The 21,172-nt window shown below is 55.3% G+C and carries 18 protein-coding genes; 7 read left to right on the forward strand and 11 right to left on the reverse strand.

Annotated features, from left to right (window positions below; genetic code table 11):
• The first annotated feature begins 57 nt into the window (after positions 1 to 57).
• Together IDM49_RS02295 and IDM49_RS02300 are read left to right on the forward strand one after the other, a co-directional pair.
• Complete coding sequence (locus tag IDM49_RS02295) at positions 58 to 1,686, forward strand: carbohydrate-binding domain-containing protein (protein ID WP_168614873.1); 1,629 nt, start codon at positions 58 to 60, stop codon at positions 1,684 to 1,686.
• Between the two features lie 338 nt (positions 1,687 to 2,024).
• Complete coding sequence (locus IDM49_RS02300; protein WP_190724884.1) at positions 2,025 to 2,237, forward strand: DUF3073 domain-containing protein; 213 nt, start codon at positions 2,025 to 2,027, stop codon at positions 2,235 to 2,237.
• 230 nt (positions 2,238 to 2,467) lie between these two features.
• On the opposite strand, the gene IDM49_RS02305 is transcribed toward IDM49_RS02300, so the two are convergent.
• Together IDM49_RS02305 and IDM49_RS12385 are read right to left on the reverse strand one after the other, a co-directional pair.
• Positions 2,468 to 3,463, reverse strand: coding sequence for an FAD-dependent monooxygenase (locus IDM49_RS02305; RefSeq protein ID WP_190724885.1), 996 nt, complete (start codon positions 3,461 to 3,463; stop codon positions 2,468 to 2,470).
• Positions 3,460 to 3,705 carry an FAD-binding protein gene (locus IDM49_RS12385; RefSeq protein WP_190724886.1) on the reverse strand — a complete coding sequence of 82 codons (246 nt, stop codon included), beginning with the start codon at positions 3,703 to 3,705 and terminating at the stop codon, positions 3,460 to 3,462. The genes IDM49_RS02305 and IDM49_RS12385 overlap by 4 nt, the downstream gene beginning before the upstream one ends.
• A 193-nt stretch (positions 3,706 to 3,898) precedes the next feature.
• Between IDM49_RS12385 and IDM49_RS02315 the strand changes: the two genes are divergently transcribed.
• Both IDM49_RS02315 and IDM49_RS02320 read left to right on the forward strand, forming a co-directional pair.
• A complete protein-coding gene (locus IDM49_RS02315; protein WP_190724887.1) occupies positions 3,899 to 4,969 on the forward strand; it encodes a phosphodiester glycosidase family protein in 1,071 nt (356 codons plus the stop codon).
• Between the two features lie 20 nt (positions 4,970 to 4,989).
• Complete coding sequence (locus tag IDM49_RS02320) at positions 4,990 to 6,138, forward strand: GtrA family protein (protein ID WP_190724888.1); 1,149 nt, start codon at positions 4,990 to 4,992, stop codon at positions 6,136 to 6,138.
• A gap of 65 nt (positions 6,139 to 6,203) precedes the next feature.
• On the opposite strand, the gene purM is transcribed toward IDM49_RS02320, so the two are convergent.
• From purM to IDM49_RS02335, 3 genes are all read right to left on the reverse strand, one after another.
• Complete coding sequence (gene purM, locus IDM49_RS02325) at positions 6,204 to 7,346, reverse strand: phosphoribosylformylglycinamidine cyclo-ligase (protein WP_190724889.1); 1,143 nt, start codon at positions 7,344 to 7,346, stop codon at positions 6,204 to 6,206.
• A 35-nt stretch (positions 7,347 to 7,381) separates the two neighbouring features.
• The gene (gene purF, locus IDM49_RS02330) at positions 7,382 to 9,076 is read right to left on the reverse strand and encodes an amidophosphoribosyltransferase (RefSeq protein ID WP_190724890.1); all 1,695 of its coding nucleotides are present in this window, start codon (positions 9,074 to 9,076) and stop codon (positions 7,382 to 7,384) included.
• 236 nt (positions 9,077 to 9,312) lie between these two features.
• A complete protein-coding gene (locus tag IDM49_RS02335; RefSeq protein WP_190724891.1) occupies positions 9,313 to 9,672 on the reverse strand; it encodes a hypothetical protein in 360 nt (119 codons plus the stop codon).
• Between the two features lie 173 nt (positions 9,673 to 9,845).
• Here IDM49_RS02335 and IDM49_RS02340 point away from each other — a divergent pair, with 173 nt between their 5' ends.
• Positions 9,846 to 10,400: a hypothetical protein gene (locus IDM49_RS02340; RefSeq protein ID WP_190724892.1), complete on the forward strand. Its 555-nt coding sequence runs from the start codon at positions 9,846 to 9,848 to the stop codon at positions 10,398 to 10,400.
• Between the two features lie 119 nt (positions 10,401 to 10,519).
• Here the strand turns inward: IDM49_RS02340 and IDM49_RS02345 are convergent, their stop codons facing one another.
• The 4 genes from IDM49_RS02345 to IDM49_RS02360 form a co-directional block, all read right to left on the reverse strand.
• Complete coding sequence (locus tag IDM49_RS02345) at positions 10,520 to 10,903, reverse strand: sterol carrier family protein (protein ID WP_228008157.1); 384 nt, start codon at positions 10,901 to 10,903, stop codon at positions 10,520 to 10,522.
• Entirely contained in the window at positions 10,903 to 11,907 is a 1,005-nt protein-coding gene (locus tag IDM49_RS02350) for an asparaginase (protein WP_190724893.1), read from the reverse strand. The genes IDM49_RS02345 and IDM49_RS02350 overlap by 1 nt, the downstream gene beginning before the upstream one ends.
• A gap of 212 nt (positions 11,908 to 12,119) precedes the next feature.
• Positions 12,120 to 15,101, reverse strand: a complete 2,982-nt coding sequence (locus IDM49_RS02355) for an MMPL family transporter (protein WP_228008158.1) — start codon at positions 15,099 to 15,101, stop codon at positions 12,120 to 12,122.
• 44 nt (positions 15,102 to 15,145) lie between these two features.
• A complete protein-coding gene (locus IDM49_RS02360) occupies positions 15,146 to 15,823 on the reverse strand; it encodes a TetR/AcrR family transcriptional regulator (protein WP_190724894.1) in 678 nt (225 codons plus the stop codon).
• Positions 15,824 to 16,056: 233 nt separating this feature from the next.
• Here IDM49_RS02360 and purD point away from each other — a divergent pair, with 233 nt between their 5' ends.
• The gene (gene purD, locus IDM49_RS02365) at positions 16,057 to 17,340 is read left to right on the forward strand and encodes a phosphoribosylamine--glycine ligase (protein ID WP_190724895.1); all 1,284 of its coding nucleotides are present in this window, start codon (positions 16,057 to 16,059) and stop codon (positions 17,338 to 17,340) included.
• 85 nt (positions 17,341 to 17,425) lie between these two features.
• Positions 17,426 to 18,355: a phosphoribosylaminoimidazolesuccinocarboxamide synthase gene (locus tag IDM49_RS02370; RefSeq protein ID WP_168614860.1), complete on the forward strand. Its 930-nt coding sequence runs from the start codon at positions 17,426 to 17,428 to the stop codon at positions 18,353 to 18,355.
• A gap of 78 nt (positions 18,356 to 18,433) precedes the next feature.
• On the opposite strand, the gene IDM49_RS02375 is transcribed toward IDM49_RS02370, so the two are convergent.
• Together IDM49_RS02375 and IDM49_RS02380 are read right to left on the reverse strand one after the other, a co-directional pair.
• Positions 18,434 to 19,141, reverse strand: a complete 708-nt coding sequence (locus tag IDM49_RS02375; protein WP_190724896.1) for a FadR/GntR family transcriptional regulator — start codon at positions 19,139 to 19,141, stop codon at positions 18,434 to 18,436.
• Between the two features lie 100 nt (positions 19,142 to 19,241).
• Positions 19,242 to 20,921 (reverse strand): L-lactate permease, encoded by a 1,680-nt coding sequence (locus IDM49_RS02380; RefSeq protein ID WP_190724897.1) that lies wholly within the window; start codon positions 20,919 to 20,921, stop codon positions 19,242 to 19,244.
• Between the last annotated feature and the right edge of the window lie 251 nt (positions 20,922 to 21,172).

Consider the following 21,172-nt stretch of genomic DNA (forward strand, 5'->3'; position numbering starts at 1 on the left):
CGTCCTTACAGCACGACCCAAAATTTCAAAACCCCGCCTCAACCGAAAGAAAACATCATGAAGTTCTCCACTAAAATCAGCAAAGCAGCAACCTCAGTAGCCCTCATGGCGTCCCTCGCGCTCGCAGGCTGCTCCGCAAACACTACGAACGCGTCAAGCACCAGCACCGTCAGCAGTTCAACCAGTGCATCGGCAACGGCTAGCGCAAGCGCCTCAGAGTCACAGACCGCAACTACCGCCAGCGCAATTTCTTACGACACCCACTACAGCGAAGACGATCTCAGCTGGGACTCATCCACCGAGAAAACCATTGATCTTTCAAACCCCACTGCAACCGACGGCGTCACCGTTGAGAACGGCGTCATTACCATCACTGCCGCGGGCAACTACCGACTCACCGGAACCCTTGAAGACGGTCAGGTTGTCGTCAACACAGGGGACCAAGACCAGGTACGCCTGATTTTGGATAATGCGTCAATCACCAACAAAGGCGGCGCCGCGATTGTGGGTCAGAGCGCCGATGAACTCATCGTCTACACAGAATCCGGTACTACTAACACCGTGACCGACGGTTCAGAATACGCAGCCACCGGCGAAGAGGATCCCAGCGCTGCCCTGTTCTCTAAGACAGACCTGACGCTGGCAGGTGAAGGCTCCCTGAAGGTTACCGGTAACTACAGTGACGGCATCGCAAGTAGCGACGGTCTGGTGATCGCAAGCGGAACCTATGACGTCACCGCAGCCGATGACGGTATTCGCGGTAAAGATTACGTGGACATCCTAGACGGTACTATCACCGTTGATGCCAAGCAGGACGGCATCAAGTCAACGAACGCCACCGACGAGGAGCGCGGCTGGACTCGCCTGACCAACGGCACCGTGACCATTACCGCCGGTGACGACGGTTTCAAGAGCGAGAAGGAACTTGAAATTGCTGGCGGTAAGCTCACCGTTGAGTCTTCGGTAGAGGGTATTGAAGGCCAGTACATCACCGTCAGCGGCGGCGAAACCTCCATTACCTCGTCGGACGACGGCATCAACGCAACCGTCGCTGATACCACCTCTGACACTGAGGACGAAAACACCGCCTCTACGGATTCCACCGCTACCGATACCCAGGCAGCAAATACAACTGATCAGCAGGCAGGCGGCGGCGCACCTGCAGACATGGGCCAGATGCCCGCTGACATGGGTCAGGCACCCGGCGGTCAGATGGGCGGCGGTATGCCCGGCGGCGGCATGGATGAGGTCGTGGACGCTTACATTCATGTGACCGGCGGTGCATTAACTATCACTGCTGAGGGCGACGGCTTTGACTCGAACGGTACGGCCGAGCTTTCCGGCGGCACTGTGACTGTCAACGGACCTTCACAGGGCGGTAACGGCTCAACCGACGTAGCTGGTGACTTTGTACTCAGCGGCGGAACCCTACTGACCGGCGGTACTGCAGACATGTTCGTGGCTCCCACCGGCCAGGCATACGTTTCAACCACCGATCTTGCCTCGACGGTGAGCACCGGTGACGTTCTGGAACTGCAGGACTCATCAGGAAAGACGGTAGCCACCTACACCGTCAGCGATAAGGGCGCGCAGCTGATCCTGTTCTCCACCGCGTCCATGGTTTCTGGCGATACCTACAAGATTGTGAAGGACGGCGAGACTTTGGGCGAGTACACAGCCCAGTAAATATGTAGCCACTCATCATGAGATAAGCTGAGCAACTATATATTTCGGGGTAAAAGATAAGCGAAGGTCGTAGCGATACCGCTACGACCTTCGTCGCATAAAAGAGCAAATGCCTGCACGGTGATGTCTTTTAAGTATGCTCAGAGTGCAATAAACAGTTAAAAACCCAACGAAACCCACCAATTCACTGTGGTTTATAGCAATTTAGCGTAACTGGGCGAGCATATAAGAAAAAAACCATGTACCCTTAACAGACGAAAGACATAAACTGGATTCTGGCTAGAGGTGTGTGCGTCGCACATTTAGCTGGACGCGATGGATAAAGAGGGGGTCACGCCATGGGGCGCGGCCGTCAGAAGGCTAAAGCAACACGGCAGGCTCGGGAGATGAAGTACTTCAGCCCCGAGACCGATTACTCCGCGCTTGAGCGCGAGCTGAGTAATGCCAAGAGTAGTTACTCCAGTAAGTCGTCATCTTCTTACTATGATGACGACGATGATTATTCAGAGTACGTTGACAAGTACGCCGACGATTACTCAGATGAGAGCTAACCCCTTATAGGGTTTATTTCTCGTACCCTCACTTATAACCCCGCACCGTGCACGGTGCGGGGTTAAAGTTTCTTAAAATGCGGGTGGAATCTTATCCTCTATGCCAGAGACAGTGAGCAGCGAGCTGGCATCGGGGCTGGCGTGAATCGCTTTGTGAGCGAAGCGAACCAAGCGAGAGGGACTGCTCGCTGCAGCTGTTTCTGGTGAGATAATAGCCCCTCACCCCTCTTCTAAATCTTGTCGAAGTCGCCGTGGGCGTAGGCTTCTTGAATTTCGTCCATGCGGCCGTTGTGCGCCATTTCTTCTAGTTTTTCTTGTGAGAGGTTGGCGAGTTTACGTTCGGTCTGGTTGAGTTTGCGGTTGGCCTCGACGACGGTGGTGGTTGCGGGAATACGTTCTGTCTCGTAGTCGCGAAGTGCCTGTACCAAATCGCCGTCTACTGCCGTGTCGCCCATGTAGGTGGCTAAGGTGACGGCATCGCGAATAGCCTGCGAGCCACCGTTAGCGCCAATGGGGTACATCGGATGCGCGGTGTCACCGAGGAGGGTCACGCGTCCTTGTCCCCACGAGGCGAGCGATTCGCGGTCAACCATGGGATATGACAGCACATCTTCTGCTCCTGAAATCATGGTCTTGATATCGAGCCAGTCAAAGCCCCAATCATCGAAGTAGGGGAGCACATTGCTGGGGTCGGTAGGAACGTTCTGCGTTTCTTTCTCACTGACCGTCTTACCTTTTGACTGCGGGACCATAGCAACCCAGTTGATGAGCGACTGACCTTCTTGTTCTGCCTCGCGAGAGATGGGATAGGTCAAAAATCGTTTGGCATCTTCACCGTAAACGAGAACCATGGAACGTCCGGTTAAGAAGGGTTTTTGAGCGCGGTAAGTTCCGCGGAACATGGTGGTACCTTCCCAGTTATTGGTGTTCACGTCCGGGTGGAAATTCTTGCGCACTTTGGAGTGGACTCCGTCGGCACCGATGAGTACCTTGGCGGCGTAGGTGACCGTGCGGTCATCGTGGTGGCGGTCGGTGACCTCAACGAGTACGCGTTCGGCATCTTCAGTAAGGCTTTCAACCTGCTGACCTGTCAGGACGCTGTCTTGGGGCAGACGCTGTTGCACGGCGTCGAAAAGCATCATCTGTAACTTGCTACGATGAACGGAGAACTGCTGCTCATTTTCTGAAAAATGACGATGCGCCAAGGTCGTTTCTGATGTGGTCATATACAAAGATTCTGCGGTGGGATTGCAATGTTTTCTAGTTGCTCACGCAGGTTCATCTCGGTGAGAGCATCCGCGGCTTGCAGCTGAAGATTGATGCCCACGCCCAAAGGTTTGAGCTCACGAGTGCTTTCAAGCACCAACGCGTTGATACCGTGCTCGTGAAGAGCGAGAGCTGCAGTTAAACCGCCGATTCCAGCACCGGCAATAATGACATCTGCTTGACGAATAATGTTCTCAGCCACGATAAAACCTTTCAGTATGAGGGCATTTGTCTTCTCGAACGCTACTCCGTTCACAATCAGTAAAAGTGGGGTATCACGGGATTCTGCAGAAAATAGGGTAGCCAATGCACAGTTCTGGTTCAGGACGCGCTTACACAGTTGAAACATAGGTTTATCTAGTGTCAGACATGGGTTGCCCCGCGAATCTATAGATATGACTTCGCAGAACAACTTCTCAGACCCTTCACAGACCCCCTCAAACGCGCATCCAGCAGCCGAACAGCCCTCATCCGGATCACAGGCCGCAGGCGCCAAGAAAGGTTTGTGGCAGAAAAAGACCACTCGTCGCACCGCTTTATTTGGCGGACTCGGTGTACTGGGCGTCGCCGGTGTGGGTGGCGGCTGGGCTTATAACCGATACCTCGCCGAGCACACCGAAATCTCAGACGTTGCAGCCTACGAAGCGCAGCAGGCATCGGTTACTACCTCAGCAACCGCGTCCAGCACCGAGCTTACCGGCGTAGCACTCACTGAAAACGGTCTCACCGCTGATCAGGGATCAATTACCCTCAACACCATCGTGACGGGTAGCGGTAGCGATCAAATCACAGCGTATTCCGTAGAAATCATTCTCGATGACCAAACACTGCTGCGCTCCGCTTTTGCCAATAACCAGTTTGGTCTCAACATCATCGACGTACCCTCAAGCATCGCCTCTGAGCACAACGGAATCTGGGCTGTCAACGGTGACTACTACGGATTTAGAGAGACCGGCATCGTGGTGCGCAACGGCGTGGTCTACCGTGACTCACCGGCGCGTGAAGGCCTCGCCTTCTATAAGGATGGCACCGTAAAGGTCTACGACGAAACCACCACCTCAGCTCAGACTCTGGTCGATGAAGGCGTATGGAACACCCTCTCCTTCGGTCCGTCGCTGCTGAACAACGGTGAAATTATCGACGGTATCGATTCAGTAGAGGTCGACACCAACTTTGGTAACCACTCAATCCAGGGCGAGCAGCCCCGCACAGCTATCGGCGTCAAAGACAAAAACCACCTCATCTTCTTAGTGGTGGACGGCCGCTCAGAAGGCTATTCGCGCGGCGCAACCATGCCCGAACTGGCACAGATGCTCAAAGACCTCGGATGCACCACCGGGTACAACATCGATGGCGGCGGCTCGTCCGTCATGGTGTTCAACGGCTCGCTCGTCAACAACCCCCTGGGCAAGGGCGAAGAACGCGGCACCTCAGACATCCTCTATATCGCTGGCTCAGTAGCCTAAAGAAGCCGGAGGGAAAACCCATGATTATTATGATCCCAGCCTACAAACCAGACCATTCATTGGTAGCGCTGTGCACCGAACTTGCCGATGAAGCGCAGAGCAGAGGCGCCTGCATCGAACTTTTGGTCATTGACGATGGATCAGGCGCTGAATTCGCGCCGATCTTTGACCGCGTTCGAAACACCGCAAGAACCCCCGTGACGGTGCTTAAACTACCTGAAAATCGGGGCAAAGGCGGGGCACTGCGGGCTGGGTTCGAGTGGGTACAGCTACATCATCCCGGTCAAAGCGTCGTCACCGCGGATGCTGACGGCCAGCACCTTCCTGCCGACATCCTGACGGTGGGGGCGGCAACGGAAAGCTACAAACTCGTAGGAACCAGCGCCATCGTGCTGGGCGTACGCACCCTCGACGACCAGAAAACAAAGGGACAAAAGGTACCCTTGCGCTCGCGCATCGGAAACACCGCAACCATTGGTTTTTTCGCCCTTGCAACAGGACGCAAAATAGCCGATACGCAGACAGGCCTGCGCGGTTTTACTCCCGACGTGCTCGACTGGGTGATTAGCGTTCCCGGTAACCGCTACGAGTACGAGTTCAGCACCCTGCTGCGAGTCACCCGTACCGATATTGTGCTCGACCAAGTACCCATCGTGAAGGTCTACGAGCCGGGCAACCCCACCAGCCATTTTCGCCCCGTACGAGACTCCCTGCGAATCTACGCTCCGCTGTTTATCTTCCTCGCCGCATCCTTTGCCGGTTTTATCACCGATACCCTGGCGCTACTCTTTTTGGTCTCGTGCGGTCTGAACATTATTGCGGCTGTTGTGGGTGCGCGCATCTTCTCTGCCAGCATCAACTTTGCCATCAACCGCTGGGCGATGCACGACGGCGGCAAACGCCCCAGCACACGCTCATCGGTGGTGCGGTACAGCGTTCTAGCGCTAATGCTACTTGCCCTGAACGCTGGCCTGCTCGAGGCTCTTACCTGGGCTGGTATTCACCTGCTCGTTGCAAAAATCCTGGTAGAACTTACCCTCATCCCGGTCAGCTTCGCCGTACAAAAACGCTGGGTCTTCAGCGCCGCATCCTCGGTGCAGGCAAAGCCAAAGAAGCTTACGCAGCAGCCTGAGCACCAACGTATCAAGGTGAGCGTTTATCCCCTCTAAAAACGTGAAAGCCCCGCTGACAATGGTGTCAGCGGGGCTTTCATACTTTTGAGCGGCGAAAGGGGTTACTTGTACTGGTTGAGCAGCACTGCAGCGCCGCCGTCTACGCCCTTAGCACCCTGAACGTAGTCAGAGTTATTCTTGTGCTCACCGTTATCAGCCTCAACAGTGCCCAAAATCCATGAGGGCAAACCACGCTTGTTGAGGCGCTCAACAGCAGCATCTGCAACTGAAGGATCAACAACAGCGATCATGCCAACCCCCAAGTTCAGGGTGCGCTCAAGGTCAGCCTGAGGTACTGAACCGAGATCACCAATCAGCTTGAAGATTGCCGGGATTTCCCAGGTCGAGCGGTCAACAAGACCAACAGTGCCCTGGGGCAGGACGCGAGCCAGGTTAGCTGCCAGGCCACCACCGGTGACGTGCGAGAAGCCGCGGATACCTGAACCGGTCTGACCGTCTTCACCGTTGACTGGGAAAGCTTCAATAAGATCGAGGCAGTCAGCGGTGTAGATGCGGGTGGGAACGAGCAGCTCTTCGCCGATGGAACGGTCAAAGTCTTCAACATGGCGCTCGTAATCCCAACCAGCAACAGAAAGTACCTTGCGAACCAGCGAGTAGCCGTTGGAGTGGATGCCGGAGGATGCCATAGCGATCAGAACATCGCCTTCGTGCACGCGCTCGGGGCCAAGCAACTCGTCAGCCTCAACGATGCCGGTAGCAGCACCAGCTACGTCGTACTCGTCCTCAGCCAAAAGACCGGGATGCTCAGCGGTCTCTCCACCGACCAGCGCGGTACCTGCCAAAGAGCAACCTTCTGCAACGCCGCGAACGATATCCGCGATGCGCTCGGGCACAACCTTGCCGGTTGCAATGTAGTCGGTCATGAACAGGGGCTTAGCACCGGTGACAACGATGTCATCAACCACCATGCCCACCAAATCCTGGCCGATAGTGTGGTGGATATCGAGCTTCTGCGCGATAGCAACCTTAGTGCCCACACCGTCGGTTGAAGTAGCCAGGTAAGGCTTCTTGTATTCCTTCAGCGCGGTGAGATTAAAGAGGCCCGCAAAGCCGCCTACGCCACCAACAACACCGGTACCGTGGGTCGCCTTGATAGCGTCCTTCATCAGCTCTACTGCGCGGTCGCCGGCTTCAACATCAACACCTGCACCCGCGTAGGTTACAGCGTTTGAGTTTTCAGTCATTACTAATAGTTCCTTTGAAATGTGGTGGGTGGTAGTTAGCGTTTGTCTTCGGGAAGAACCAGTGACTCAAGGTCTGAATCAGGGCCCGGATCGCAGGAACCGTGCTCTTCTTGTTCTTCTACCCCTGCCTCGTGCACCTTGTCTTCAAGAGCCTCGGTTCCGGGGCGGGTATCGATGGAAACCGCGTGAGCGTGCTCGGGCTTGTGCGGTAGCGGACGCTCGACAGTGACCTCAGCGGCGGTGCCTGAGAGAGGACCACCTGCCTTATCGCCATCAAAAACGTTCTTGCCACGCTCGTGCGTCGGAATTTCTACCGGGTATTTGCCGGTGAAGCACGCGGTGCACAGGTTCTCGCGGGGCTGCTCGGTAGCGGCAATCATGCCGTCTTCTGAGATGTAACCCAGCGAATCTGCGCCCAGCGACTCACGAATTTCATCGATTGCCAGGCCGTTAGCGATCAGCTCTGAACGGGATGCAAAGTCAATGCCGTAGAAGCAGGGCCACTTAACAGGCGGTGAAGAGATACGAACGTGTACTTCTTTAGCGCCGGCTTCGCGCAACATGCGCACCATCGCGCGCTGGGTGTTGCCGCGAACAATGGAGTCATCAATAACAACCAGACGCTTGCCCGCAATCACAGACTTGAGCGGGTTGAGCTTGAGGCGGATGCCCAGCTGACGGATAGTCTGTGACGGCTGGATAAAGGTACGGCCAACATACGCGTTCTTCACAACGCCGTTACCGAAAGGAATACCTGATTCTTCGGCGTAACCAATAGCTGCCGGGGTACCTGATTCGGGAGTGGGCATGACCAAATCAGCTTCTACATGGTGCTCACGCGCCAACTGGCGTCCCATCTCAACGCGGGACGCATAAACGCTGCGTCCGCTAATGGTGGTATCAGGACGAGCCAAGTACACGTACTCGAACACGCATCCGGCAGGCTTAGCCTCAGCAAAACGCTGGGTGCGCAGACCGTCCTCATCGATGGTAATAAACTCACCGGGCTCAACTTCACGAACGTAGGACGCGCCCACAATATCGAGTGCCGCGGTTTCGGATGCGACAACCCAGCCGCGCTCCAAACGTCCCAGAACCAAAGGGCGAATACCCTGCGGGTCACGGGCTGCGTACAGGGTGTTTTCGTCCATGAAGGTCAAGCAGAAAGCGCCTTTGAGAATGGGCAACAAGTCGAGCATTGCTTCTTCAAGAGAGTCAAAATCGTGCTCAGCCAGAAGCGAGGTTACCAGCGCGGTATCGGTGGTGTTACCCTGCGCAATCTCACCACGAGTAGGAGCCTCGCCACCATTCTTTTCAAGAACGCGCTCGTAAAGCTCAGCAGAGTTGGTGATGTTACCGTTGTGCGCAAGTGCCAGGGTTCCGTGCGGGGTAGCGCCAAGCGTCGGCTGTGCATTAGCCCAGTGCGAAGCGCCGGTCGTGGAGTAACGGCAGTGACCGATAGCCATGTGACCGGTCAATACATTGAGTGTTGATTCATCAAAAACCTGAGACACAAGACCCATGTCTTTGTAGATGCTGATGTTGCTACCGTTGCTGGTTGCAATACCCGCAGATTCCTGGCCTCGATGCTGAAGAGCGTACAGACCGTAGTAGGTCAGTTTCGCAACGTCTTCACCGGGTGCCCACACGCCAAAGACGCCGCATTCATCTTTGGGGCCGTGGTCAATAGGGTCAAGGTCGAGGGAGAGTTTTCCATCAGGACGAGCCAATTGTTGCCATCTTTTCGCTGTTGGGGTGCAGATTTTGAACTAGACGTGAGAACTTTCTTTCCTCCTCAGTAAGAAGGTGAAGTGTTCTACAGCTCATGATTGAGTGTACCGGCTGTTGCCGGTGTTGCCGTGTAGCCACTTGAGCCGTGACACGTAGCGTCATGAGCTTACGTGACTACGCGGAAGAATCTATTAAAACAAAAAGCCTCGGCGTAGGGGTACGACGAGGCTGATGCTTAGTCTTCGGGTACGGCGCGGTAGGTTCGTGCTCGCTTGAGAGAAATTTTGTCGAGCACGAGCGCCAAGAGTGCGCCAAGAGTTGCGCCGATAGTGCAACACACGAAAGCCATGACTCCGAAAATTGCGGAGAACGTGTATTTTTCTGACCCTGGACCAAACCAGGTAAGCAAAAATGCTGCGATGAGACCGAGAAGCACACCGGTGATAATGAATGCCGCGATGGACGGTGCCACACGGTAGCTGACGGTGCGCTCAGATGCGCCCTGTGTTGCGGGGCGGGATGATGAGGACGCCTGCGCAGAGTTCTCCGCAGAAACGGATGCTGGCGCAGAGGAATTAGTGGGCGAAGTGCTCATGCATACAAGGATAACAGGTGAGCGTAGCGCCAGGCATCTGGGATGCGGGTGGATCTTGCTCTTAGCTTTGACGATGCGCGAGAGGGGATTTGTGTTGCACTTTTCAGGTAAAAAGTGCAACACAAATCCCCTCTCGCGAGTTAAAAGGGAAAAGTTAGCGGTACATTGAACATATGAGCCACGCATCACATGAACCTGAATCACTTCAAGAGCCCTTCGAACGCGATGGGCCACTGGACCTCAACCCGTGGGAAGCGAACGACCCAAAAGGTACTTATGCGCGTCCCGACGCTGAACCAGCACCGGCGCATATTCGCAGGCTACGACTGCTCGTTGCGGCCGTCGTTGTGTTGAGCGCAGTTGCGCGGGCCTTCCTCACAACACCGGGAGATCTTCATACCGACAGCCTTTTTGCCAGCTTGTTTCCTCTCATCCCGTTGCTGATGTCTACCGCACCGATCGTCAAGAACACCACCCAAATTCAGGTGGCAGCCGGCGACTTAGGTAAACGAGGCTGGCAGAAAATGTACAACAAGTTCCGCATTTTCTATATTCTTTTTGCCCTCGGCGTGACGCTCATGATGTTGGTCTTCTGGCTTCTGAGCGGAACCGGGCAGCCGATAGGTAAGGTGCTGTTTTCGGTGTTTAGCCTGGGATCGATGATTCTCATGTTCATCGGTGTGCGCGCTCTGCAGAAATCAGCGCAGAAGTACTCAGATGAGCTGTGAGAGACAAGCCGCCGGAGGCAACAAAAGACGAGCCTGGCTAAAATTTACCCGGTTTTGTGCAAGTTACCCGAGAAAATCAGGTACAAAGCACGAAACCGGGTAACTTTTTACCTGAGTAGCTAAATCACCGGCAAAAAATCGCTCAGGTCACTTCGCAAGCCCGATGCCGAGACTTTCGCGCTCGCGTCCTGCCAGCTTATAGTGCCTAAAGCCAGTGAGCACCACGTCAAAGCGTCAGTCTCCACAACATTCGGGGGAGTGCCGCGCGTATGACGCGGGCCCTCCACACACTGCGTGACGCCAAAGGGCGGCACACGCACTTCCACCGAGTTGCCCGGCGCTAAAGTGGCAAGCTCCTCCAGCAAAAACCTGACGGCAGTAGCACGCACAGGACGCGATAGCTCAGCAAAAGAGGTCGCCGCGTCCTCGCTTTTCAGTGCTGCACGAACAGCGTGGACAGCGGCAACGCCATCGTCCATAGGTACCTTGCGCTTAATTGCCACTAGCCCACCTCCAGCTCATCGAACGCTGAGCCCAGGCGAATCTCACCGACTGCCTGCGAGCCACCGAGTACCGGGTGCATGACGATGCCAGCAATACGATCCGCCTCAGACCGTTCCACAAAGCCCGCGCGCGCCAGTAGCTCTAGGGCAACCAGTGCAGTGGGACGCGATGAACCATCCAGCATCTTTACAGCCACTGATGCGCCAGAACGCAACCCGATGCACAGCACGCCTTCAGCGCCGCCTTTGACGATGCCGTCCAGCTGCTCGCTCATCACAGTATTAGGCTTGCCAGGGCCCTGCACATACTCGGGGTAGTCCACCATTGCGGTGGCAACGGTTGCCACGCGAGCATCAGCGCGAATATTCTCAATACCTGCGCCAAGAGTTGAATAAGCCCTCGCCAGTCCCGTCAGCGAAACTGCTGCCAGAGGAGCGCCGCATCCATCAACGCCAACGTGTGCAACTGGCTCGCCGGCGAACTCCGCAATGGTTTCTAGAACTAGTTTCTGCAAGGGGTGCTCTGGCGAAAGGTAGGACGCGGTGTCCCACCCGCTTTTTACGCATCCCCAGAGAAATGCTGCATGCTTACCGGAGCAGTTAAAGGCCAAACGCTGCTTGTCATGACCGGCGCGCAATAGGGCGTGGAAGCTCGGCTCATCGGCTGGCCACGCAGGCGGGCACTGAAGGGCATCGGCGGTGAGGGAGGCTTCTTCTAAAATCGCCTGAGCAATTTTCATGTGCTCAAAAGAGCCGGTGTGAGAGCCGGATGCGAGTGCGATTTGCGCGCCCTGAAGCTCGGCTCCGGCGTTCATTGAGGCAATAGTCTGAAAGGGGTTGAGCGTGGAACGCGGAAAAATCGGCGTCTCAATATCTCCCACAGCAAGTGCCACCGAACCATCCGGTGCCATAACAATGGCTGACCCCACATGGCGGGACTCAACGAAACCGCTACGTTCTACGGTGGCAAGTTCTACGGCTGATTCGGGGGTAAAAGTCTGCATAAAACCAGTATTCCACGAGCGGTGTTCAAAAGCGCATTTGATGATTTACAGATTCGGTAACAGCGCAACTCACAGGATGCCGGCACGCGGCGTGTTCTTGCGAGGTCTAGAGAATTGAGGGAGATAGAAAAGCGTCCGTCCACCTTTGTATAAGGTGGACGGACGCTTTCAATTCGGTTTCAGCTAGAGCTTTCTAGCTGAGGAGCTGATGCTTAGGCGCGTACTGAACCGTTAGGCTCATCGGTTGCAGACTCACCGGTGAGGTGCTTACCACCTGCGGGGTAAGTAGCATCCGCTGCGTTTTCGTGTTCAGCTTCTTCTTCGAGCTTGGTGCCCTCGACATCGAGATCGGGAATGATCTTATCGAGCCACTTCGGGAACCACCATGCCTTTTTGCCGAGCAGATACATGAGCGCGGGAATCAGCGTCATGCGGACGATAAAAGCATCGAAGAGGACGCCTGCCGCCAGCGCGAAACCGATGGACGCGATCATCGCTTCACCTGAGAAGACGAAGCCGAGGAAGACGCCGGTCATAATCAGTGCAGCTGCCACCACAACCTTGGAATTGTGGTTGAAGCCGATGATAACTGACTTCTTAGCGTCGCGTCCGTGGGCGTAGGCTTCGCGCATGCCTGAGACCAAGAAGACCTGGTAGTCCATAGCGAGGCCGAAGAGGATGCCCACTGCCAGAATCGGCAGGAACGCGAGGATCGGTCCGGGGGTGTGCACGCCGAAGAGTGAGCCCATCCAACCCCACTGGAAGATCGCGGTGGCTGCGCCGAGCGATGCCAGCAGTGAGAAGAGGAAGCCGATGGTTGCAGTGAGCGGCACCAGAATGGAGCGGAAGACCAGAATCAGCACGATGAGTGACAGACCCATCACAATGCCAACGTAAATCGGCAGAACCTTGAAGAGGTTCTCAGAGATATCGACTGCCATTGCGGTCTGGCCGGTTACGCCGAAGGTGATGTCACCGTTGTCTGATGAGACCTTGAGATCGCGCAGGTTGTGCACGAGCTCGGTGGTCGACTCCGCGTTGGGGCCTTCTGTGGGCGTGATCTGGTAGAGCAGCATGGAGTTGTCATCAGCAATCTTTGCGGGAATAACTGCATCAACGTTGGGCTGCTGTGCCAATTCTTGGGCTACTGAAACCTGCAGGTCCTTAGCCTGTTCAGCGGTGGTGCCGTCGGGCAAATCTGCTGCTGCAACAATCGGGCCGTTGACGCCTTCACCAAATTCGTCTGCAAGGGTGACGTATGAGGTGTAGGCGGTGGAGTCCTGCGATTCGCTGGTTGCATCGGGTAGACCGAGTCGCATGGACGCAACCGGTACCGCTACCAAGCCGAGCAACGCGATGGACGCGAGAATAGTGGCAATCGGTGACTTCAGGATGAACTTCAGCCAGCCGGTCGGCTTTTCTTCGCGAGCCTGCGCAGCTACATGAGCTTCTTCGAGCTCGGCCGCGGTGTAGTTTTCGCGGTCTGCATTGTGACGCTGAATTTCTGCCCATCGCTTCTTGCTGACGATGCGGCGTCCTGCCAGCGACAGGACGGCGGGGCCAAGCGTGATAGCAACGGCTACCGCCATGAAGACTGCGAATGCTGCGGCGTTACCCATAACCGAGAGGAAAGGAATGCCCACAACGTTCAGCGCAAGCAGAGCGATAATGACGGTGATGCCCGCGAAGACAACTGCGCTACCTGAGGTTCCCACTGCCATTGCGATGGACTTGCGCATGGGCATGCCCTTGGCAAGGTTGTTGCGGTGGCGGTTGAGAATGAACAGGGTGTAGTCGATGCCAACAGCCAGACCCAGCATGGTGCCCAAGGTCGGGGTGGTTGAGGTCATCTCAACGGCGCCTGAGAGAGCCAAAGTGCCCAGGGTTGCAGCGCCAACACCAACGATAGCCATCAGAATCGGCAGACCAGCTGCGACCATAGAGCCGAGCATAATCACAAGAATAATCAGTGCAATCAGAATACCGATGATTTCGCCCGTGGGCTTCATATTCGGCATCTGCTCTTCCATGTTCTGGTCGTAGCTAACCTTGAGACCAGCATCAGACAGAGTGTCGAATGAGGAACGTGCATCGCTGAGAGTCTCGGCGGGAACAGATCCTACCTTGGCGTCAAAGGTTACGCCTACAACACCGGTAGAAGAATCATCATTGACCATGACGGCGTCAGATGACATATCCATCAGAGCCTTGTTGCGGTCAATCTCTTTCTGGCCGTTATCCAGCTCAGTCTTACCGGCCTCAAGCTTCTCGCGGTTCTGGTCAATCTCAGTCTGACCAGCATCCAGCTCAGCCCACTGTTCCTCAGTGGGAACAAAGTTTTCTAGCTGCTCGCGAGCCTGATCCAGCTGCTTCTGACCATCGTCCAGCTTCTGCTTGCCCTCATCGAGCTGCTTCTGGCCGTCGTCAATCTGCTGCTGACCGGCTTCAAGCTCAGCGCGCTTAGCATCGATTTCCTGCTGTGTAGCGTCTACCTCTGCGTACGCCTCTTGGGGTGCGTTAGCTTCTTCAAGCTGCTTGCGGCCTTCATCAGCCTGACGCTGAGCGTCCTCTAGCTGAGTCTTACCGTCCTCAAGCTCCTGCTTTTTAGCGTCGAGCTCGTCCTGCTTTTGATTCAGCTCATCACGGTTTTTATTCAGCTCGTCCTGGTTCTTATTGAACTCATCCCACGCTTCTTGAGGAGCTTCGCCAGCTTCAAACTTTGCGCGGGTTTCATCAATTTTCGCCTGGGCTTCATCCAGCTGCTTTTCGCCGTTAGCGGTCTCGGTGCGGCCCTGGTCAATCTTTGCCTGGCCGTCCTCCATCTGCTTTTGGCCATCAGCCATTTGCTGCTGGGTTGCAAAAGGATCGCTGACGCTGGAGACGCCATCGATGTTGCCTGTCTGTGTGGCGGCGTCTGCTACAGCTTTCTTCTGCTCATCGGTGAAGGCGGAGCCGTCTTCAGTCTGAACGATGACCTTACCATTGGCGGAGTTAGCGTCGATATCAAAGACGTCTTTGAGCTGCTCCTGGACGAGTGCAGCTTCGGTGCCCGGAATTGTGATTTCATCGGTGGTCTCACCCTTGAACGCCGCGAAAGCGCCGCCGATACCGGCGAGGATGAGAGCCCAGATGAGTACCACTGCCCAGGCACGGCGAGCTGCGAAGTCGCCGATCTTGTATAAGAATTTAGCCATTGAGTATCTAGTTTCTTCGTGTACTTGTAGTTAAAAACTTGGGTTTACAGGGTGGGTTTACCCTGGTTGACCTGCTGGATCGCCCACTTGAAATGCGGGATGAACTCTTCGATATCCGGCATTGAAAGGGGGTTGTCGGTATCGCAGAGGGTTTCAACTCCGCGGCCAAAACCAGCTCCCAGCGCGAAGGTGAGGTTGTGCAGGTAAATGCCGATTTTGTAGCGCTGATCCACTGTGAGTTGGGGGAACTCTTTTTCAAGGCGTTCCATTCCGACGACCGATGCACGCATCAGCAACTGGAAAATGTTCTCTGCTAAGAGCCGATGGTTCTGCTGAGCCATTGCCGAGGCCAGCGTGAAGAACTTATTGGGCGCGCTTTGCACCTCGGGTTCAAGGATGCTCGCTAAGAACTTTGCTTCGATTGCATCGGGCAGATCTTCTACCTTTTCAACGTGGAGTTGTTCTTCGTGTGAAAAGCAGTCCGAGTTGAAGAGTGGGGTTATATACTCGGTAATTCGAGCAATGAGGATGTGATCGATATGACTGAAGTGGTTGAAGATGGTGCGTTCTGAGACGCCTGCTTTTTCAACCAGTGCCTTGGTGGTGAGTGCCCCGATACCGTCTTCGGTGACGAGAGCTTCTGCCGCATCCAAGATTGCCGTGCGCGTAGCAAGAGTGCGCGCTCTGCGTTTGTCGAGGGTGTGGGACGGTGGTTTAAGCATGTATTTACAGTAACTGCAATTATGCAGAAACTGCAAAAAGTTTGTGGGTGCGCTTTGTCACTGACAAAACCAAAGAGCAGAACTTATCAGCCCAGCCCCTAAATCCCAATGGCTTCATGCCGGGTGCTCCCGGCGTCACACCGAGCGCATCCACCCCGATTTTAAGGGGATAAATCCACACTCACGGCGTGCAAAAGTTACTAAATCGTGACCCCACCCGGTAGCCTAGAAAAATGAAAGTTTTGGTACTTGGCCCCGGCGGGCGAGAACACGCAATTATCCGAGCACTTAAAGCAGATTCAGCGGTCACCGAGGTGCATGCGGCACCCGGCAACGCAGGTATTGCTCAGGACGTAACCACCCACGCAATCGACGCTAACAACCCCCAAGAGGCAACCAAACTTGCTCAAGAACTCGCAGTAGATCTTGTGGTTGTTGGCCCCGAGGCTCCGCTTGTAGCTGGCGTATCAGACGCACTGCGAGACGCCGGCTTTGCTGTCTTCGGCCCCTCCAAAGCAGCAGCAACTCTTGAAGGTTCTAAGGCATTTGCCAAAGAAATCATGGCGGCGGCTGAGGTTCCCACTGCGCTCGCACACGTTGCAACCACCGAAGAAGAAGCAATCGCTGCGCTGGATGCCTTTGGCGCGCCCTATGTGGTGAAGGACGACGGTCTGGCAGCCGGCAAGGGCGTTGTGGTGACTGAAGATCGCGATGCCGCAACCGCTCATGCCAACGCTTGCTTTGCAGCTGGTGGCTCTGTTGTCATCGAAGAATACCTAGACGGCCCCGAGGTTTCTCTCTTTGCGCTCTCTGATGGCACTAACGTCCTTCCGCTGTCACCGGCGCAGGACTTCAAGCGCATCTTTGATAACGACGAAGGCCCTAACACCGGTGGCATGGGTGCATACACCCCGCTCCCGTGGCTACCCGAAGGCTTTGTCGAAGAAGTTGTTGAACGCGTAGCTCGACCCACCATCACTGAAATGGCTCGACGCGGCACCCCCTTTGTCGGTGTACTGTTCTGCGGTCTTGCTGTGACCAAGCGCGGCGTTCGCGTCATCGAGTTCAACGCTCGTTTTGGCGACCCCGAAACTCAGGCTGTTCTGGCTCGCCTGCGCACCGGACTGGGCCAGTTGCTCATGGCTGCTGCTAAGAACGAGCTGGCAGAAGATATCGCCCTCGACTGGGACCCGCGTACCGCTGTTGATGTTGTCATGGCAGCGGAAAACTACCCCGATACTCCCCGCAAGGGCGATGTTATCTCGGGCCTTGATGCCGCTAACGCGTTGGACGGTGTTCACGTTGCTCACGCTGGCACCGCAGAAAAAGACGGTGAAATCATCACCGCAGGCGGACGCGTCCTGGCAGTTGTAGCGCTCGGTGATGACCTCGCATCCGCGCGCGAGCTCGCCTACAAGGGTATTGACGCTATCTCATGGGACGGCGCTCAGTACCGTAAGGACATAGCACTGGCAGCGGCTGAAAACCGCATCACTGTACCGTCAGCAGACTCATAAAACTTTGCACCCGGTGGCTTCAGGCTCATGCTTGAAGCCACCTTTTGATTCCCCGCACCAAAACATCATTTTCAGGAGAAACCCCATGCCCCACAATCAGTCCATCGAGATCGCAGGCTGGAAGCACATCTATTCCGGCAAAGTACGCGATCTCTACGTGCCCAACGAAGACCGCCTTGAAGCAACCGGCACCGTCATTGACGACGACGCCGAGTTGCGCGCCGGCTCTGTCATGGTTGTCGCATCCGACCGCATTAGCGCGTTCGATAAGGTTCTGCCCACCGCTATCCCCGACAAGGGCAAGATCCTTACCCAGATGTCGCTGTGGTGGTTCGATCAGCTGAAAGACGTTCCCAACCACGTGCTTTCAACCGACGTGCCCGAAGAAGTCGCAGGCCGCGCGATGATCTGCAAGTCGTTGAACATGTTCCCGATTGAGTGCATTGCGCGCGGTTACCTGACCGGTTCTGGTCTGGCCGAGTACAAGAAGACCGGTGAAGTCTACGGCCACCCGCTTCCTGATGGACTGGTTGACGGTTCACGCCTAGAGACCCCGCTGTTTACCCCCACAGGTAAGGCAGAAGTGGGTGAACACGACGAGCCCATCACCTACGAAGAAATGTACGCGCAGGTGGGACAGCCCATCGGTGAGCGCCTCACCGAACTCACCCTGCACGTTTACTCAACCGCTGAAAAAATCGCTCGCGAACGCGGTATCATTCTGGCTGATACTAAGGTTGAGTTCGGCTTGGATTCCTACCGCGGTGAAATCACCTTGGGCGATGAAGTTCTTACCCCTGATTCATCTCGTTTCTGGGATGCGGAAGCGTGGGAACCCGGTAAGTCGCAGGCAAGCTTTGACAAGCAGTTCATCCGTGACTGGCTGAAGTCAGACGCATCGGGCTGGGACGGCCACTCAGCACTGCCTCAAGCGCCCGAGGATATTGTTGAAAAGACCCGTCAGCGCTACGTTGAAGCATACGAGCGTCTGACCGGAGAAAAGTTCAGCGCATAACTCTTTTCTCATACCCGCGAGGGGTCAGTTATCGTTCAAAAACCCTGATTTTTGAACGATAACTGACCCCTCGCGGTCTTAAAATTTGAGTGATTTTTTGTAGAACCACATGATGTGCTCTTCGAGCAACTGGCGGGCGTCATTCCCGCGACGCTTCACTACCGCATCCAAAATTCCGTGATGCTGCTTTTGCAGCTCTTCTTTGACAGACACCCAATCATCAAGACGAGGTACGGCTTCTTGCACATAGCTAATTGTGGCAAGACGCAAAGAATCAATCACGGTTTTCATCACGAGATTGCTACCCAGCGCAGCGATCTCAAAATGAAAACGGGTGTCGCAAAAGTGAAAAAGGTCATCGCTGATGGTTGGCGAAGCCATCTCGTTCAGGTAGTCGCGTGCCCGATCTAAAGCCGCGTCGCGTTCTGGCGAGTCAGGTGCCTGGGCGGCCTCAATAATGGCAGGGCCTTCAAGGTGCAGACGCGTGTTGATGACGTCTATAACCGGTAGCGACTGAGTGGCAATATGCATACGAATAGCCCATCCCAAAGCGGCAGAAGGCTCTGAAATAACCACAGCACCGGACTTCGGCCCGGATCCCACACCGCTGCGAATCAGCCCTACCGCATCCAGCACTCGTAAGGCCTCACGCACGGACGCGCGCGAAATACCGTACTGCTCAGCTAGGATGCGTTCGCCCGGCAATCTGTCGCCAACACTGAGATCGCCGCTGCGCAACCGGCGTTCCACGGACTCCAGTAGCAGGGTAAAGGACTTTTCCTTCAAATCGTCACACTCACTTTTATTATCGCCATCAAAAAATCGGCGCCTCCTGAAATATTCCAGAAAGCGCCGATCAACTCAAATTTTACCTAGCGGTGAGGTCTTAGAGAGTAACCATCCAGTGAAGAACGTTGCTCTGCAAGAAGACGAGAACACAGGTAGCTGCAAGCAGTACCAATGACCACGGTAGAACTGACTTGAAAATCTCTGACTCTTTGCCTTCCATCTCAACGGAGGTAGCGGCGATAGCCAGTGACTGCGGTGAGATCATCTTGCCGACAACACCACCGGTGGTGTTAGCAGCCAGAAGTAGCTCGGGAGTTGCACCTGAAACACCATTGGACTGCAGGTGCTCTGCTGCGGTGACCTGAAGCTTGGAGAACAGTGCGTTCGCTGAGGTGTCAGAACCGGTAACAGCGGTGCCAACCCAACCCAGAACGGGCGCGAGCAGGGCGTAAATGGTGCCCAACGATGCAACGTACTCACCGATAGCAACGGTCTGACCGGAGTAGTTCATGACGTACGCCAGAGCCAGCACGCATGCAATGGTCAGAGCAGTCCAACGCATACGGTATGCGGTGGTAAAGATTTCTTTAATAGCATCGCCGAAGGTGAAAGCGTAGCGACCCTTTTCATTGAAGATCAGGTACAAGACAGTCACAATCAGACCGGCAATCAGAAGCAGGGTGCCGGGGTTGTTGAGCCACGCGAAAGAATATGAAGAATCAACAGGCTTACCTGCGCCGTTGATCAGGCGCTCTTTCAACAGGGGCATCTGAATCTTCACGTTAGTTGACTTGAGAGCCGCAGGAATTGCCTTGCCCAGATTAGCCAAGCCGAAGATCGCCACAACGATTGCATAAGGCATCAGCGCCATCCAAATACGCATACCGGTGAGTTCACCAACGGACGCAGGAGTAGCCGCACCCAGGCCGTAGCGCTCGCGAACGCCCTCAACACCGCGGGGCTTCCAGAAGCGCAAGAAGGCAACAGCTACACCGAGCGAAACAATGCAAGCAATGACGTCGGTGAGCTGGTATGCAAAGTGAACCGCTGCCCACCACTGAGCAATCGCAAATGAGCCGCCAATAACAGCTGCGGGAACCCAGGCGTCCTTGAGGCCGCGAACGCCATCAAGAATCCAGAGCAGGATGAAGGGAACAAAGAACGCGAGGAAGGGAGCTTGGTGTCCAACAACCGCAGCGATGTGCGCAGCATCCTTGCCGCCGACCTCACCAGCGGTGGTGATTGGAATAGCCACAGCGCCGAAAGCAACGGGCGCGGTGTTAGCAATAAGAACAGTGGTAGCTGCCTTAAGCGGCTTAACACCCAGTGCCAGAATCATGGTTGCGGTAATCGCAACGGGTGCACCAAAACCTGCCAGTGCTTCGAGCAGACCACCAAAGCAGAAAGCAATCAGAATTGCCTGGATGCGAAGATCGCCGCCGCCGATGCGGTCAAAGGTGCGTCGCAGGTCTTCAAAACGACCCGATACAACGGTGACCTGGTAGAACCAGATTGCCATGAGAATAACCCAGACAATGGGGAACAGGCCGTAGATACCGCCGCGGACTGCGGACATTAAAGAAAGATCCAGCGGCATCTTGAAGCCGATGACAGCAACCAAGATAGCGACAGCGAGCGAAACGATTGCTGAGGTGTGGGCGCGTGCTTTAACGCCGAGCAGCATGATAAAGAACGCGAGCAGCGGCAAAACTGCCACCAGTGCGCTCAATGCGAGGCTTCCGCCCACCGCATCGGTATGCGCGGTGAAAGTATTCATCGTAGGTACTCCTGAAGTGGAACGTTGCACTCTCTTAGCTTCTGAGCGTTACCGCAGTGCTTCGTCGCGCTGAAGTTTGTGAGGTGCACACGGGTTGGTCTTCACAACTGTGGTCAGACCAATAACAACTAACCAAACAATACATGATGCAGCTCACGATGCGAAAGCTAGGGTAAAGAAAACTTTTACCGATTTGTGACACCTGCTCTGAGGGCGCAGAGGGAGTGGGATTGCCTATACAACCTAGCTTC

The sequence above is a fragment of the Rothia terrae genome (genome assembly GCF_014705925.2).
In the GTDB taxonomy this organism is placed as follows: domain Bacteria; phylum Actinomycetota; class Actinomycetes; order Actinomycetales; family Micrococcaceae; genus Rothia; species Rothia terrae.